11 protein-coding genes are annotated in these 15,022 nt (G+C 67.9%); 3 read left to right on the top strand and 8 right to left on the bottom strand.

Going from position 1 to position 15,022, the window contains the following annotated elements; translation table 11 throughout:
• Window positions 1-33: 33 nt before the first annotated feature.
• The 8 genes from G3N64_RS06265 to G3N64_RS06230 form a co-directional block, all read right to left on the bottom strand.
• Window positions 34-861 carry a M55 family metallopeptidase gene (locus G3N64_RS06265; protein ID WP_205782856.1) on the bottom strand — a complete coding sequence of 276 codons (828 nt, stop codon included), beginning with the start codon at window positions 859-861 and terminating at the stop codon, window positions 34-36.
• Window positions 858-1,961 (bottom strand): P1 family peptidase, encoded by a 1,104-nt coding sequence (locus tag G3N64_RS06260; protein WP_205782855.1) that lies wholly within the window; start codon window positions 1,959-1,961, stop codon window positions 858-860. The genes G3N64_RS06265 and G3N64_RS06260 overlap by 4 nt, the downstream gene beginning before the upstream one ends.
• The gene (gene gsiD / locus G3N64_RS06255; RefSeq protein WP_205782854.1) at window positions 1,961-2,854 is read right to left on the bottom strand and encodes a glutathione ABC transporter permease GsiD; all 894 of its coding nucleotides are present in this window, start codon (window positions 2,852-2,854) and stop codon (window positions 1,961-1,963) included. Before gsiD ends, G3N64_RS06260 begins: the two co-directional genes overlap by 1 nt.
• A 7-nt stretch (window positions 2,855-2,861) precedes the next feature.
• A complete protein-coding gene (gene gsiC, locus G3N64_RS06250) occupies window positions 2,862-3,782 on the bottom strand; it encodes a glutathione ABC transporter permease GsiC (protein ID WP_205782853.1) in 921 nt (306 codons plus the stop codon).
• Between the two features lie 67 nt (window positions 3,783-3,849).
• Window positions 3,850-5,412: a glutathione ABC transporter substrate-binding protein GsiB gene (gsiB, locus tag G3N64_RS06245; RefSeq protein WP_205782852.1), complete on the bottom strand. Its 1,563-nt coding sequence runs from the start codon at window positions 5,410-5,412 to the stop codon at window positions 3,850-3,852.
• A 129-nt stretch (window positions 5,413-5,541) separates the two neighbouring features.
• Window positions 5,542-7,449 (bottom strand): dipeptide ABC transporter ATP-binding protein, encoded by a 1,908-nt coding sequence (locus G3N64_RS06240; RefSeq protein WP_205782851.1) that lies wholly within the window; start codon window positions 7,447-7,449, stop codon window positions 5,542-5,544.
• A gap of 29 nt (window positions 7,450-7,478) precedes the next feature.
• Complete coding sequence (locus tag G3N64_RS06235; RefSeq protein WP_205782850.1) at window positions 7,479-8,489, bottom strand: isoaspartyl peptidase/L-asparaginase; 1,011 nt, start codon at window positions 8,487-8,489, stop codon at window positions 7,479-7,481.
• On the bottom strand, window positions 8,486-9,430 hold the full coding sequence (locus G3N64_RS06230; protein ID WP_205782849.1) for a MurR/RpiR family transcriptional regulator: 945 nt from the start codon (window positions 9,428-9,430) through the stop codon (window positions 8,486-8,488). The genes G3N64_RS06235 and G3N64_RS06230 overlap by 4 nt, the downstream gene beginning before the upstream one ends.
• Window positions 9,431-9,901: 471 nt before the next feature.
• Here G3N64_RS06230 and G3N64_RS06225 point away from each other — a divergent pair, with 471 nt between their 5' ends.
• From G3N64_RS06225 to G3N64_RS06215, 3 genes are all read left to right on the top strand, one after another.
• A complete protein-coding gene (locus G3N64_RS06225; protein ID WP_205782848.1) occupies window positions 9,902-11,173 on the top strand; it encodes an MFS transporter in 1,272 nt (423 codons plus the stop codon).
• A 27-nt stretch (window positions 11,174-11,200) separates the two neighbouring features.
• A complete protein-coding gene (locus tag G3N64_RS06220; protein WP_205782847.1) occupies window positions 11,201-13,621 on the top strand; it encodes a glycoside hydrolase family 31 protein in 2,421 nt (806 codons plus the stop codon).
• Between the two features lie 111 nt (window positions 13,622-13,732).
• Entirely contained in the window at window positions 13,733-14,920 is a 1,188-nt protein-coding gene (locus G3N64_RS06215; protein WP_205782846.1) for a porin, read from the top strand.
• Window positions 14,921-15,022: the final 102 nt, after the last annotated feature.

Genomic DNA, 15,022 nt, shown 5'->3' with positions numbered 1-15,022 from the left:
CGCGGCGCGCAAGCGGCATGGCGGTCACGCGCATCACCGCAGCATGAACGACATCGCCGACAAACTGTTCAGCGTGCGCACCACATGCTCGACCGAAGGCCCGTCGAAGCGCAGCGTCACCGCATCGACGCGCTCCAGCGACGGCAGCACGCAGAACAGGTCGGCCAGCGCGACCGTCTGCACGCGCAGCGTGCACGCGGCGGGCGCGGGCCGATGGGCGCCGGCACGCACGCCTGCCGACAGTGCCTGCGCAACCGTTTCGCGCGCAGCGGCTGCGATCCGCGCACACGACGCGGCGGGCGTGAGCGTATCGCCGCTCGATGCGCCGCCGGCCGTCTTGACCGTCTCGAAATGCGCATCCGGAAACAGCGGCCGGGTTTCCTCGGCGAACACGTCGTCGCCCGTGGCCAGCGCGACGTGCGCGCCATATTCACGTGCCAGCGCGCCGTACAGCCCGGCTTCGCCGAGCTCGACGCCGTTCAGCCACACCTGCGTGAACGCGAAGCTGTTGATCGTGTGCGCGAGCACGCCGCGGGTCTGCGATTTCGCGTGATAGCCGATCATGAACACGAGGTCGGGCCGCTGTTCGAGGCCCGACATCATCCCGAGCATGCGCGGCTTGCCGAGCACGACGCGCGCACGCGCATCGAGCCCGTCGGGCAGCAGGTTGCGGAAACCGCCATGCGAATCGTTGACCCACACGGCCTGCGCGCCGCCCATGAACGCGCCTTCGATCGCCGCGTTCGCCTCGGCGGTCATCCAGCGGCGCGCGCGTTCGTATTCCGGATTGCCGGCACGCGTCTGCTCGACGGCGAACACGCCGGCGACACCCTCGATGTCGGTCGAGATCAGAATCTTCATGAATGGGTCGAACGTCCTTCGTTGCCTTCGTTGAATAACCGATCGAGATCGGGCACCGTATCGCGCAGCGATTGCCGCACGTGGCCGTCGCGCCCGGCCACCGTCACGGCCTGCAGCAACGCATCGGCGATTGCATGCTCGACGCTTTCGGCCGCAGCCATGAACAGCGGATCGAGCGCCGCATCGGCGACGAGGGCCGGCAGCGCGATCGTCGAGGCGTCGTGCGCGATCGTGTATGCGGTGGAGAATGCGAGCGCGATGTCGCCGCTGCCGTGCCCGTAGACCGAGCCCGTGCGGGCCAGCCCCGCGCCCGCGCGTCGCGCGAGCCGCGACAGTTGCCGCGCGTCGAGCGGCGCATCGGTGGCCAGCACCAGGATGATCGAGCCCTGCTCCGGTGGCGCCGCCTGCGCGGCGTCGCCCGCACATGCGTTGCGCAACGCGCAACGCCGTTGCACGACGATGCGCCCGACGGGCACGCCGCCGAGCGTCAGCATCGGCAACCGGCCGAAGTTCGCGAGCACGAGCGCGCCGACCGTATAGGGCCGGCCGGCCGCGACGGCGACGCGCGATGCCGAACCGATCCCGCCTTTCAGGTCGAAGCACGACATCCCGCGCCCGGCCCCCACCGCGCCGCGTAAGACGTCGCGCGACGCCGCGCGGCACGCGTCGTCGTAATGCGCGGCGGTGACCGCGAACGCCTGGATATCGTTCAGATAGCCGTCGTTGCACTCGAACACGAGCGGGTTGACGGTCGACCAGTCGCGGCCGACCTGCGGATTCGCCGAGATCGCCGCGCGGATCTGCGCCTGCGCGACCGCGCCGACGCCGAACGTATTGGTCAGCGCGATCGGTGTATCGAGCGTGCCGAGCTCGTCGATCTGCACGAGCCCGACGCTCTTGCCGAACCCGTTGATCACGGCCGCCCCCGCCGGCACCTTGCCGCGGTACACGTCGCCCGGATGCGGCTTCACGACCGTCACGCCCGTCTGCACGTTGCCGGCATCGAGCGTGCAATGGCCGACCGTCACGCCCGGCACGTCGGCGATCGTGCCGCGCGGCCCGGCCGGCAGCGTCGCCGTCCACATCGGTGCCATGCGCATCAGCGGCGCTCCAGCTTCGGATCGAGCGCGTCGCGCAGCCCGTCGCCGAGCAGGTTGAACGCGAGCACGGTCAGGAAGATCGCAAGGCTCGGGAACACCGCGATGTGCGGCGCCGTCACCATGTCCGCGCGCGCCTCGTTGAGCATCGCGCCCCACTCCGGCGTCGGCGGCTGCGCGCCGAGCCCGAGGAACGACAGGCTCGCGGCGGTGATGATCGACGTGCCGATCCGCATCGTGAAGTAGACGACGACCGACGACACGGTACCCGGCAGGATGTGCCGCACGATGATCGTCCAGTCGGACGCACCGATGCTGCGTGCAGCCTCGACGTAGGTCATGTGCTTGAGCATCAGCGTGTTGCCGCGCCCGAGCCGCGCGAACGCCGGGATGCTGAAGATCGCGACCGCGCAGATCACGTTGACCATCCCGTTGCCGAGGATCGCGACCACGCCGATCGCGAGCAGGATGCCCGGGAACGCGAACAGCACGTCGGCCACGCGCATCGTGATGCGGTCCCACCAGCCTTCGTAATAGCCGGCGAGCAGCCCGAAGAACGTGCCGATCACGGCGCCGAGCGCGACCGAGAAGAAGCCGGCCGCGAGCGAGATGCGCGTGCCGGTGACGATCCGGCTGAAGATGTCGCGGCCGAGCGAATCGACGCCGAACCAGTGCACGGCCGACGGCCCCGCGTTCAGCGCGTCGTAGTCGAAATAGTTCTCCGGATCGAACGGCACGATGTGCGGGCCGACGAACGCGAGCACGACGAGCGCCAGCACGAAGCCGCCCGCGACGAGCGCGACGGTCTGCTTGCGGAACTTGCGCCAGAATTCGCGCCACGGCGTGCGGATCGCGTTCGATGCGGCCGGCGCCGCGGGCTGGACAGTCGCGTTCATGCTGGCCTCACTTGAACCGGATGGTCGGGTTGATGACCGCGTACAGCACGTCGACGGTCAGGTTGATCAGGATGAATTCGAGCGAGAACAGCAGGACGATCGCCTGGATCACGGGATAGTCGCGCATCGTCACCGCATCGACCAGCAGGCGCCCGAGCCCCGGCCAGTTGAACACGGCCTCGACGACGATCGAGCCGCCGAGCAGGAAGCCGAACTGCAGCCCCATCATCGTGACGACCGGGATCATCGCGTTGCGCAGGCAATGCTTGAGCACGACCATCGGCTCATGCACGCCCTTCGCGCGCGCGGTGCGCACGAAGTCCTCGTTCAGCACCTCGACGAACGACGCGCGCGTGAAGCGCGCCATCACGGCCGCGACCGCGGCGCCGAGCGTCAGCGACGGCAACACGTAGCTCTTCCACGTGCCGTCCGGCACGACCGGCAGCCAGCCGAGCTTCACAGAGAAGATCTCCATCAGCAGCATGCCGAGCGCGAATGCCGGAAACGAGATGCCCGACACCGCGAGTGTCATCCCGAGTCGGTCAGGCCAGCGATTGCGCCACACGGCCGACGCGATCCCGATCGCCATCCCGAACGCCGTCGCCCACACCATGCTGACGAGCGTGAGCAGCAGCGTCGGCATGAAACGCTCGCCGATCTCGGTCGACACCGGCCGCTTGCTGCGCGTCGAGATGCCGAAATCGCCGTGCGCGATCTTCACGAAGAAGTTCGCGAACTGGGTCGGCATCGGCTTGTCGAGCCCGAGATCGGCACGCACGAGCGCGACCGTCGTATCGTCGGCTTCGGGGCCGGCCGCGAGCCGCGCCGGGTCGCCGGGCAGCAGGTGCACGAACAGGAACACCAGCACCGCGACGATCGCGAGCGTGGGCAGCAGGCCGAACAGGCGTTTGACGAGAAAATTCAGCATGGGGCACCGATCGGGTCAACGCGCCGGCGGATTGCGCCGCCGGCGCCGCGTGGCGGGCGAACCGCCGTCATTTCAGCGAGATTTCGTCGAAGTTGAACGAACCGTCCGGCATCACGTACATGCCCTGCAGGCGCTTGCTGCGTGCGTAGACGATCTTCTCCTGCACGAGGAAGATCCACGGCGCGTCGGCCCAGATCTGCTTCTGCGCATCGGCGTAGAGGGTGGCCTTCTTCGTGCGATCGGTCGTGGCGAGTGCCTGCGCGAGATCGTCGTCGACCAGACCGTTCTTGTAGTACGCCGTGTTGTACAGCTTCGGCGGCGCCGACTCCGAAGCAAGCAGCGGCGACAGGGCCCAGTTCGCCTCGCCGGTCGACGCCGACCAGCCGCTGTAGTACATCCGCACCGGCGCCTTCGCCGCATCCTGGGCGCTCTCCACCCGAGCGACCCGCTCGCCGGCCTCGAGCGCCTGTACCTGCACCTTCACGCCGACCTGCGCGAGCTGCTGCTGGACGAACTGGATCACCTTCTGCGCCGTCGTGTGATTGTAGGCGGACCAGAGCGTCGATTCGAAGCCGTTCGGATAGCCGGCCTCCTTCAGCAGCGCACGTGCCTTCGCCGGGTCATACGGCCAGGGCCCGAGTTTCGTTGCGTATTCGACGCCCGTCGGCGCCACCCCCGTCTGCGGTGTCGCGTAACCGGCGAACACGACCTTCGCGAGCGCATCCTTGTTGACCGCGTAATTCAGCGCTTCGCGCACCTTCGGGTTATCGAACGGCTTTTGCCGCGTGTTCAGCGAAATGTAGCGCTGGATGATCGACGACGCCTCGATCAGGTCCACCTTCGGATTGCTCTTCAGATCGCTCGCCTGCTCGAACGGAATCGTGAACGCGAAATCGGCCTCGCCGGTCTTGATCAGCGCGGCGCGCGTGTTGTTGTCGACCACCGGCTTCCAGTCGATCGCGTCGATCTTCGGATACCCCTTCTTCCAGTAACCGGCGAATTTCTTCACCTTCATGTCGTCGGTCTGCTTCCATTCGACGAACTCGAACGGCCCGGTGCCGACCGGATGCAGCGACACGTCGCGCCCCCACTTCTTCAGCGCGGCCGGCGAAATCATCACCGCGGACGGGTGCGCGAGCGTGTTGATGAACGCCGAGAACGGCTCGCGCAACGTGAACCGCACGGTGCCCGGATCGACCACCTCGGTCTTCTCGATCACCCGGAACAGGCCGTACCGCTTCAGCTTGTTCGCCGGATCGGTCACGCGGTCGAAATTCGCCTTCACCGCGGCGGCATTGAAGTCGGTGCCGTCGTGGAATTTCACGCCCTGGCGCAGTTTGACCGTGTAGACCTTCGCGTCCGGCGACGCCGCATAGCTGGTCGCGAGCACGTTGACGAGCTTCATGTTCCGGTCGAAACCGAACAGGCCTTCGTAGAACGACTTGACGACAGCCTGCGACACCGTATCGTTCGCGTCGTACGGGTCCATCGTCGTAAACGTCGAGTACACGGCGACCACGACGTTCTGCTGCGCGAACGCGGGCACCGCGACCGACAACGCGAGCGCGCCGGCCCCCGCGGCGAACAGCGCGCGCGGACGGAACATCGGGAACGAATACGGCTTGTTCATCTTGTTGGGCTCCTGTGGATGATTCGGTAACGCGTGGTGGAAATCGCGGCGTGACTGCCCCCTTTCGGGAAAGAGACGCCGTTGCCTTGCTCGTGCGCAGCTTCGGTCCATATGCAACCTCCCGCGCATTCAATACGCGCCGCCGACGCGATGCGTCGCGACGTAATGATCGGGGCCGACCGCGACGAGCGGCGCGACGACCGGCTCGTCGCCGACCGCGCGGATCGGGCTCGGAATCTCGTCCGCCGCAAGCTGGCGCGGCGCATGCCGGCGCGCGGGGTCGGCCACCGGCACCGCGCTCATCAGCTTCTTCGTGTACGGATGCTGCGGCGCCTCGAATACCGCGCGGCGCGGGCCGATCTCGACGATCTGGCCGAGATACATCACCGCGACGCGATGGCTGACGCGCTCGACCACCGCCATGTCGTGCGAGATGAACAGGTACGCGACGCCAAGCTCGCGCTGCAGGTCGAGCATCAGGTTGACGATCTGCGCCTGCACCGACACGTCGAGCGCCGACACCGACTCGTCGGCGATCACGACCTTCGGGTTCAGCGCGAGCGCACGCGCGATCGCGATCCGCTGGCGCTGGCCGCCCGAGAATTCGTGCGGATAGCGGCGCGCGGCTTCCGGCGGCAGGCCGACCTTGTCGAGCAGCCAGTCGACGCGCGCCTGCGCTTCGCTGCCGCTCGCGACGCCGTGCACGAGCAGCGGCTCCATGATCGAGAAGCCGACGGTCAGGCGCGGGTTCAGCGACGCGAACGGGTCCTGGAAGATGAACTGGATGTTGCGCCGCAGCGCCTGCAGGTCCGAACCCTTCAGCGCGCTGATGTCTCGGCCGTCGAATTCGATCGAGCCGCTTTGCGATTCGACGAGGCGCAACAGCGAGCGGCCGGTGGTGGACTTGCCGCAGCCCGATTCGCCGACGAGCGCGAGCGTCTCGCCCGCGCGCAGCTCGAAGCTCACGCGCTCGACCGCATGCACGTACTGCGACACGCGGCCGAACACGCCGCTCTTCACCGGAAAGCGCGTCACGAGATCGCGCACGCGCAGGATCGGCGGCGCGGACTGATCGACGCGCGCCTGCGCAGCGTCGTTCGCCGCCGGGGCGGGCGACGGCGCCGTTGCTGCCGCGTTGGCGCCGTCCACCTTCAGCAGCGGGAATTTCTCGGGCGCATCGGTGCCCTGCATCGAACCGAGCGTCGGCACGGCCGCGAGCAGCGCACGCGTGTAGCGATGCTCCGGTGCCGCGAAGATGCGGTCCGACTCGCCCTCCTCGACCTTCTCGCCGCGATACATCACGAGCACGCGGTCGGCCACTTCGGCCACCACGCCCATGTCGTGCGTGATGAAGATCACGCCCATGTTCATTTCGTCCTGCAGCCCGCGCACGAGTTGCAGAATCTGCGCCTGGATCGTCACGTCGAGCGCGGTCGTCGGCTCGTCGGCGATCAGCAGCGAGGGCCGGCACGACAGCGCCATCGCGATCATCACGCGCTGCCGCATCCCGCCCGACAACTGGTGCGGATAGCGCGCGAACACGCGGCGTGCCTCCGGAATGCGCACGAGCTCGAGCAGCCGCAGCGTTTCCGCGCGCGCTTCCGTCGCGCTTTTCGACTGATGCAGCGCGATCGCCTCGCTGATCTGGTCGCCGACCGTGAACACCGGGTTCAGCGACGTCATCGGCTCCTGGAAGATCATCGCGATATCCGCGCCGCGAATGCCGCGCATCGTCGCGCCGCTCGCCTGCGCAAGATCGACGAGCGCGCCGCCACGCCGGCGGAACGCGATCCGGCCGCTCGTGATCGCGCCGCCGCCGTGCTCGACGAGCCGCATCAGCGCGAGCGACGTGACCGACTTGCCCGAGCCCGATTCGCCGACGATCGCGAGCGTCTCGCCGCGATCGACGTGAAACGACACGTTGCGCACCGCGTCGAACGTCGCGCCTTCGCGGCGGAACGTGACCGACAGGTCGTCGACGGCCACCACGCGCTGCTCGGGCAGCACCAGGCCGGACGGGTTACGGCTCGAAGTCATCGTGGGTTTCCTCCTCGTGCGGGCCGGTGTCAGGCCGTGTCGTCGTCGCGATAGATGCCGACCACCGGCGCTTCACCGACGCGCGCGTAGCCGCGGTACATCCCTTCGGTGTTGAACGGCATCGCGACGTTGCCGTGCGCGTCGACCGCGATGATCCCGCCGCGGCCCGCCAGGCGCGGCAGCTTGTTCATCACGACGTCGTGCGCGGCGTCGGCGAGCGACGCGCCGCGATACGCGATCTGCGCGGCCACGTCATGCGCGGTCGCGAGCCGGATGAACATCTCGCCGGTGCCCGTCGACGACACTGCACACGTTGCGTCGTCCGCATAGCAGCCCGCGCCGATGATCGGCGAATCGCCGACACGCCCCGGCTGCTTGTTCGTGATGCCGCCCGTCGACGTCGCCGCCGCGATGTGGCCGTAACGGTCGCACGCGACCGCGCCGACCGTGCCGTGCTTGCGGTCCGGATCGAGCGGTTCGGCCGGTTGCTGTTGCTGCTGCTGCGATTGCGAAGCGCCGAATGCGAACGACGCCGCGTCGTGGTCGAGCATCACACCGGCCGCTGCGCGCGCCTTGACCCACTGCGCGTAACGCGCCTCGGTGCGGAAATAGCCCGGTTCCGCGAGTTCGAGCCCCTGCGCGGCCGCGAACGCATCGGCGCCCTCACCCGCGAACAGCACGTGCTCGCTGGCTTCCATCACGCGCCGCGCGGCAAGCACCGGATTGCGCACGCGCGTCGCACAGCAGATCGCGCCGGCGCCGAGCGTCGCGCCGTCCATGACCGCCGCGTCGAGCTCGTGCTTGCCTTCGGCCGTATAGACGGCGCCGCGCCCGGCGTTGAACAGCGGACAGTCCTCGAGCATCCGCACCGCGACGGTGACGGCGTCGAGCGCGCTGCCGCCATCGGCCAGCACTTGCTGCGCGGCCGTCAGGATCGCGGTCAGTTCGGCACGGTACTGACGTTCGGTGTCGGAATCCATCGCCTCGCGCAGGATCGTGCCTGCGCCGCCGTGAATCGCAACGATCGCGGGTGAAGTCATGTTTTTTTCGGACGGTGAGAAGAAGGGTTCGCGGCCGGCAGCGCCGCTTGCGGCTGCACGAGCCACGGCAGCAGGAATTCGGTCATCTCGGCCGCGGATTTCGCGGACCGGTGCGTGCGCAGCGCGACCGCGTCGATCAGCGCCTCGATCATCGCGAGCACGGCCGCTTCCGACGTGGCCGCGAAACGCCGCTCGGCCTTGACGTACAGGTTCAGCGACGCGATCGGCGCAAGCGGCGATTGCGGGCCGTCGGAGATACCCAGTACGCGCGCACCGCGCGCCGCCGCGCGGCGGGCGAGTTCGATCGTGTCTTTCACATAGCGTGGAAACGCAAGCGCGATCACGAGATCGCGCGAGTCGGCCGTATAGAGGCGCCGCGCCGCATGCGACGGGCCGCCGAGCAGCGCGAGCGACTGCACGTTGTCGTGGCAGACGGACAGCCCGTGCTCAATCAGCCCGGCGAGAAACGCGCTCGACCCCGCGCCGAGGATCAGCACGCGCCGCGCGCCGACGATCGCCTCGACCGCGGCTTCGACATCGGCCGCATCCAGTTGCGCGCGCGTGTTCTCGATGTTCGCGACGGCCTGGTCGAACACCGCGTCGATCCAGGCAGCACCGCGTACGCCGGGCTCCTGCTCCTGCGCGGAACGCAGCCGCTCGACCGGCCCGAGCGTCGCCTCGAAGCCGCGCACGAGCGCCGCGCGCATCGCCGGATAGCCGTCGAAACCGAGCGCCTTCGCGAAGCGGTTCGCGGTCGCGATCGACGCGTTCACGGCCTGCGCGAGTTCGTCGATGCGCATCGTCGCCGCGCGGAACGGATTCGCGAGCACGAACTCGCCCATGCGCCGGTGGATCGGCGTCAGCAACGGCATCGCCGACGCGATCCGCGCGGCGATCGCGGGTTCGTCGTGACTGACGTCGTGCGGAACGAGAGGCGTCATGCGAAGGGTAGTTGCAAGGATGATGAAAATGAATTTACACAACTCAAATTCCGAAAAGAAATAAATTTTCATCGGGGTTGTCACGCCCCATCCCGCCCCCTGCGATCGACCGACGCTCGCACAGCCGCGCCGCACGGGCCTGTGGCACGTGATCGCCGAGCGTCGCCACGGGTCGGCTTGCCCTCTCCCGTCGGGAAAACCCCGAGCAAGTTCGTTCGAATGCAATTTCACGTTGACCGGATTCGAATTCGAACATAGGATGTTCGAAAATGATCAGTCGTCCGATGACGTTGACCTTCAACGACGGAAAAATTTTCGCTTGAACGCCATCATTCCGAGTCAAAGCGGGAGAATTGGCGCCCCTCAAGATCTGACATCGTACGAATAAAGCGAAAACAGGCCATCCCGAACGGAGGGTCGTCTTGGATCGGGCCGACGCCACGCGCCGGCCCTCCCCGACAGGAGACAGCAGTGAAGACAGTCAAGGCGTTGCGCTGGTGGATCATCGTGCTCGTATGTCTCGGCACGATTCTCAACTACCTCGCACGGAATTCCCTCGCGGTGCTCGCCCCCGAGCTGAAGCAGGTCTTTTCGATCTCGACGCAGCAGTATTCGTACATCGTCGGTGCGTTCCAGATCGGTTACACGATCATGCAGCCGGTGTGCGGCTTCGTCGTCGACCTGATCGGGCTGCGGCTCGGGTTCGCGCTGTTCGCGGTGCTGTGGTCGGTGGTCGGCGTCGCGCATGGCTTCGCGTCGGGCTGGCTGTCGCTCGGCATCCTGCGCGGCTTGCTCGGCCTGTTCGAGGCCGCCGCGATTCCGTCGGGGATGAAGGCCGTCGCCGAATGGTTTCCCGATCGCGAGAAATCCGTCGCGGTCGGCTACTTCAACGCGGGCACGTCGCTCGGCGCCGCGATCGCGCCGCCGCTCGTCGTGTTCCTGTCGATGCGGTTCGGCTGGCAGGCCGCATTCATGGCCACCGGCGCGCTCGGCTTCGTGTGGGCCGCACTCTGGTACACGCAGTACCGGTCGCCGGCCGACCATCCGCGCATCACGCCGCAGGAGCGCACGCTGATCCGCGACGGCCAGGCGACGATGCCGCCCGTGTCGAAGCGCCGCATACGCGACGTCGTCACCGCGCGGCGCTTCTGGGCGATCGCGCTGCCGCGCTTCTTCGCCGAACCCGCGTGGCAGACCTTCAGCTTCTGGATCCCGCTGTATCTCGCGACCGAGCGCCACATGGAACTCAAGCAGATCGCGATCTTCGCGTGGATGCCGTTTCTCGCGGCCGACCTTGGCGGCATCGCGGGCGGCTACCTGTCGCCGTATCTCGCGAAGCGGTTCAAGCTCCCGCTCGTGTGGTCGCGCGTCGCCGGCGTCGCGCTCGGCGCGGTGCTGATGCTCGGGCCCGCGCTGATCGGGCTGGTGTCGTCGCCGTACACGGCCATCGCGCTGTTCTGCGTCGGCGGCTTCGCGCACCAGATGATCTCCGCGCTCGTCAACACGCTGTCGGCCGACGTGTTCGATTCCGAAGAAGTCGGCACCGCGAGCGGCTTCGCCGGGATGGCCGCGTGGATCGGCGGGCTCGGTTTCTCGCTGCTCGTCGGCGCGCTCGCCGACAAGATCGGCTATGCGCCGCTGTTCGCGTGCCTCGGCCTGTTCGACCTCATCGGCGTCACGCTGCTCGCGGTGCTGATCCGCGGGCAGTCGAAGCAGGAACGCCTGCTCGCACGGCACGCCTGATCCTCGCCCTTACCAGGAATCGCATTCATGACTTCGCTTCTTCATCCGCCCGTGTTCCACGTTGCAAGCCAGCACGCGAACCGTGTGCTGCTCGCGTCCGACACCGGCGCGACGCTCGAGATCTTCGTGCTCGAGGACGACATCGTGCGGGTACGCGTGCTGCCCGACGCAACGCCGCGCAACCCGCGCACGTGGTCGATCGCGCCGGGCCTCGACGACGTGCCGCTCGACGGGCGCGACCGCCTCGACCTCGACGGCTTCGCACTGCCCGCCTATACGCTCGTCGAAGACGACGACGGCGTGTGCATCGAAACCGCGCAGATCCGGCTCGCGGTGCGCCGGCAAGGCGGCCGGTGCACATGGTCGATGCGCGGCGCGGACGGCGCGTGGCGCGTCGCGCTCGCCGACCGCGCGACGCAGGCGTACAACTTCGGCTGGTGGGACGATCGTGCGTATCACTACGTCGCCCGCGAGCGCGGCGACAAGGTGTTCGGCCTCGGCGAACGCGCGGGCAACCTCGACCGCACCGGCGCGCGCTTCGAGATGCGCAACATCGATGCAATGGGCTACAGCGCGAAGCACACCGACCCGCTGTACAAGCACATCCCGTTCGCCATCACGTGGTCGCCCGATGCCTGCCAGGGGTTCGGGCTGTTCTACGACACGCTGTCGGACTGCTCGTTCGACCTGGGCCGAGAGCTCGACAACTATCACGGCCCGTACCGCTATTTCGTCGCCGAACATGGCGATCTCGACTACTACTTCATCGCATCGCCCGACACGCCGCTCGCGGCGGCGCGACGCTTCACGTGGCTCACGGGGCGCCCCGCACGCACACCGAAATGGGGGCTCGGCTATTCGGGCTCGACGATGAGCTACACCGATGCGCCGGACGCGCAGCAGCAGATGAACCAGTTCGTCGAGCAGTGCGATACGCACGACATCCTGTGCGATTCGTTCCACCTGTCGTCGGGCTATACGTCGATCGGCGCGAAGCGCTACGTGTTCAACTGGAACCGCGACAAGTTTCCCGACGCGAAGGGCTTCGTGAAGCACTACCGCGACCACGGCATCCGCCTGTGCGCGAACATCAAGCCGTGCCTGCTGCGCGACCATCCCGCATTCGAAGACGCAGCAAGGCGCGGGCTGCTGATCCGCTCGGCGTCCGGCGAGCCGGCATGGGTGCAGTTCTGGGACGAGGTCGGCGCGTATCTCGACTTCACGCAGCCGGATGCGTACCGCTGGTGGCGCGAGCAGGTCACGTCGGCGCTGCTCGAATACGGGATCGAGTCGACCTGGAACGACAACAACGAGTACGAGATCTGGTCGCCCGACGCGATCGCGCACGGCTTCGGCCAGCCGTTTCCCGCGCGCGAGGCGAAGGTGCTGCAGACGATGCTGATGATGCGCGCGTCGCGCGAAGCGCAGCGCGCGCATGCGCCGGCGCAGCGGCCGTTCCTCGTGTCGCGCTCCGGCGGCGCCGGCATGCAGCGCTATGTGCAGACCTGGTCCGGCGACAACTACACGTCGTGGGAAACCTTGCGCTACAACCTGAAGATGGGCCTCGGGCTCGCGCTGTCGGGCGTGTCGAACATCGGTCACGACATCGGCGGCTTCTCCGGGCCCGCGCCGTCGCCCGAACTGCTGCTGCGCTGGGTGCAGTTCGGCATCTTCATGCCGCGCTTCAGCATCCACTCGTGGAACGACGACGGCACCGTCAACGAACCGTGGATGTATCCGGAAATCACTGCGCAGATCGCGTCGCTGATCAAGCAGCGCTACCGGCTGCTGCCCTACCTCTATCACCTGCTGTGGCTGTCGACGACGCGCTACGAGCCCGTGCTGCGGCCGACCTTCGCCGATTTCCCTGGCGATGCGCGCTGCTACGACGAATGTGACGACATGATGCTCGGCGACGCGCTGCTCGTCGCGCCGGTCGTCGATCCCGGCCTGACGGAGCGCGCGGTCTACCTGCCGTCGGGCGCACGCTGGATCTGCTGCACGAGCGCGCGGTCGTTCGACGGCGGCGCGAACGTGACGCTGCCCGCGCCGTTCGACACGCCGGTGATGCTGCTGCGCGAGGGTCGCATGCTGCCGCTGAACGTCGCGGAACAGCATTTCGGCGCGCGTGCCGACACGCGCGGCTTCCTCGTCGCGCCGCGCGTCGAGGACGGCGTCGCGTACGGCGAATGCGTCGAGGACGACGGCGAGACGGAAGCATGGCGCGACGGCGAATACGGGCTGTGGCGCGTCGAAACCGGCCGCGAGGCGTCGGGCGCGCTCGGTGTATCGGTGCGCTGGGACGGCCGCCAGGCGCGCCCGGCCGATCGCGTCGAGATCCTGCTGCCCGCGTCGCTGCAAGGCCCGGTCGCCGTGCGCGGCGCGCGCGTCGAGCAGGATGCGCCGGACGGCGCATGGCGCCGCATCGGCATCGCATTCGATCGCTGAACCGCGCAAGCCACGCCAGGCAGGCCGTTCGCGCGGCCCGCCGCCCGCCACAGAGGAGGCGACCGAGCCTCCCGTCCACCTTGAAAAGATGAAGAGATCTGGAGATCGACAATGGAAGCACCCGTCAACCGCTATGTCATCCTGATTTTATCGGCCGCGTCGCTCGGCACGACCGCCGCCCACGCGCAGAGCAGCGTGACGCTGTACGGCGTCGTCGACGATTCGCTCGCATACGTGAACAACCAGCAGGGGCACTCGAACCTCTACATGCGCGACGGCAACCTGTATGCGTCGAAGTTCGGGCTGCGCGGCGACGAGGATCTCGGCGGCGGCACGCATGCGATCTTCGACCTGCAGTCCGGCTTCAACCTGAACACCGGCGCGCAGGCCGCTGCCGGCACGATCTTCAACCGCCAGGCGTTCGTCGGCCTGCGCAACGATCGCTACGGCACGATGACGGCCGGCCGCCAGTACACGCCCTACTTCCTGTTCGTCGGCCCGTACGCGTCGAGCAGCTGGCTGACCGGCGCGACGGGCGCGAATCCGGGCGATATCGACGGCCTCGACACGACGATCCGCGTGAACAACTCGGTCACCTATACGTCGCCGACCTTCGCCGGGCTGACCGCAAGCGCGATGTACGCATTCGGCGGCATTGCCGGCGCGACCGGCAAGGGCAACACGTTCAGCGCCGCGCTGCGTTATGCGAACGGGCCGATCGGCGTCGCGGCCGGCTACCTGCGCATCAACAGCTCGGGCTCGTCGGCCGGCTTCCTGAATCCGGCGACCGCCGCGTCGGGCAGCTTCGCGGTGTCCGTGCTGAACCAGGGCTACCTGACCGCGAAGGCCGTCGAGCAGGTCGCGGCGGCCGGCAACTATACGCTCGGCAACCTGACGATGGGTCTCAACTATTCGAACGTGAAGTACCTGCCCGGCAACGGCTCCGCGTTCACCGACGCAGCCGCGTTCAACACCTACGGCGCGCTCGCCGCGTACCGCTTTACACCGACGTTCTCGGTAGCCGGCGCGTTCGCATACACGCTCGCGTCGAAGGCGAACGGCATCAACAGTGCGGCCCGCTACCAGCAGTATTCGCTGAAGGAGTCGTACAGCCTGTCGAAGCGCACGACGCTCTATGCGCTGCAGGCGTACACGCATTCGAGCGGGCAGACGCTCGGTGCGCAAGGCGCCGGCCACGTGATCGACGCGGCACCGATCGTCGGCGATTCGCAGCAGCTCACGCCATCGACGACGCACGGCCAGTTCGTCGGCATGGCCGGGATCGCCGTCACGTTCTGAACCCTCGCGGCAGCGCCTTCGGCGCGCTGCCCCTGCCCCGGGCGACGCGCATTTCGCGCGTGCCGTCCGGGCGCCGAGACACGCCCGCCGCGGCGTTTTCAG

Origin of the sequence: Burkholderia sp. Ac-20344 (assembly GCF_017104975.1) — a bacterium.
Taxonomy (GTDB): Bacteria; Pseudomonadota; Gammaproteobacteria; order Burkholderiales; family Burkholderiaceae; genus Burkholderia.
The sequence above is the reverse complement of the archived record's forward strand: the minus strand, read 5'-3'. Positions and strand labels throughout refer to the sequence as shown.

Coding starts and splice junctions, on each gene's coding strand:
- G3N64_RS06235 (WP_205782850.1), bottom strand. CDS start 8,489: ATGACTTCACCCGCGATCGTTGCGATTCACGGCGGCGCAGGCACGATC.
- G3N64_RS06260 (WP_205782855.1), bottom strand. CDS start 1,961: ATGCGCATGGCACCGATGTGGACGGCGACGCTGCCGGCCGGGCCGCGC.
- gsiB (WP_205782852.1), bottom strand. CDS start 5,412: ATGAACAAGCCGTATTCGTTCCCGATGTTCCGTCCGCGCGCGCTGTTC.
- G3N64_RS06265 (WP_205782856.1), bottom strand. CDS start 861: ATGAAGATTCTGATCTCGACCGACATCGAGGGTGTCGCCGGCGTGTTC.
- G3N64_RS06230 (WP_205782849.1), bottom strand. CDS start 9,430: ATGACGCCTCTCGTTCCGCACGACGTCAGTCACGACGAACCCGCGATC.
- gsiC (WP_205782853.1), bottom strand. CDS start 3,782: ATGCTGAATTTTCTCGTCAAACGCCTGTTCGGCCTGCTGCCCACGCTC.
- G3N64_RS06215 (WP_205782846.1), top strand. CDS start 13,733: ATGGAAGCACCCGTCAACCGCTATGTCATCCTGATTTTATCGGCCGCG.
- G3N64_RS06240 (WP_205782851.1), bottom strand. CDS start 7,449: ATGACTTCGAGCCGTAACCCGTCCGGCCTGGTGCTGCCCGAGCAGCGC.
- gsiD (WP_205782854.1), bottom strand. CDS start 2,854: ATGAACGCGACTGTCCAGCCCGCGGCGCCGGCCGCATCGAACGCGATC.
- G3N64_RS06220 (WP_205782847.1), top strand. CDS start 11,201: ATGACTTCGCTTCTTCATCCGCCCGTGTTCCACGTTGCAAGCCAGCAC.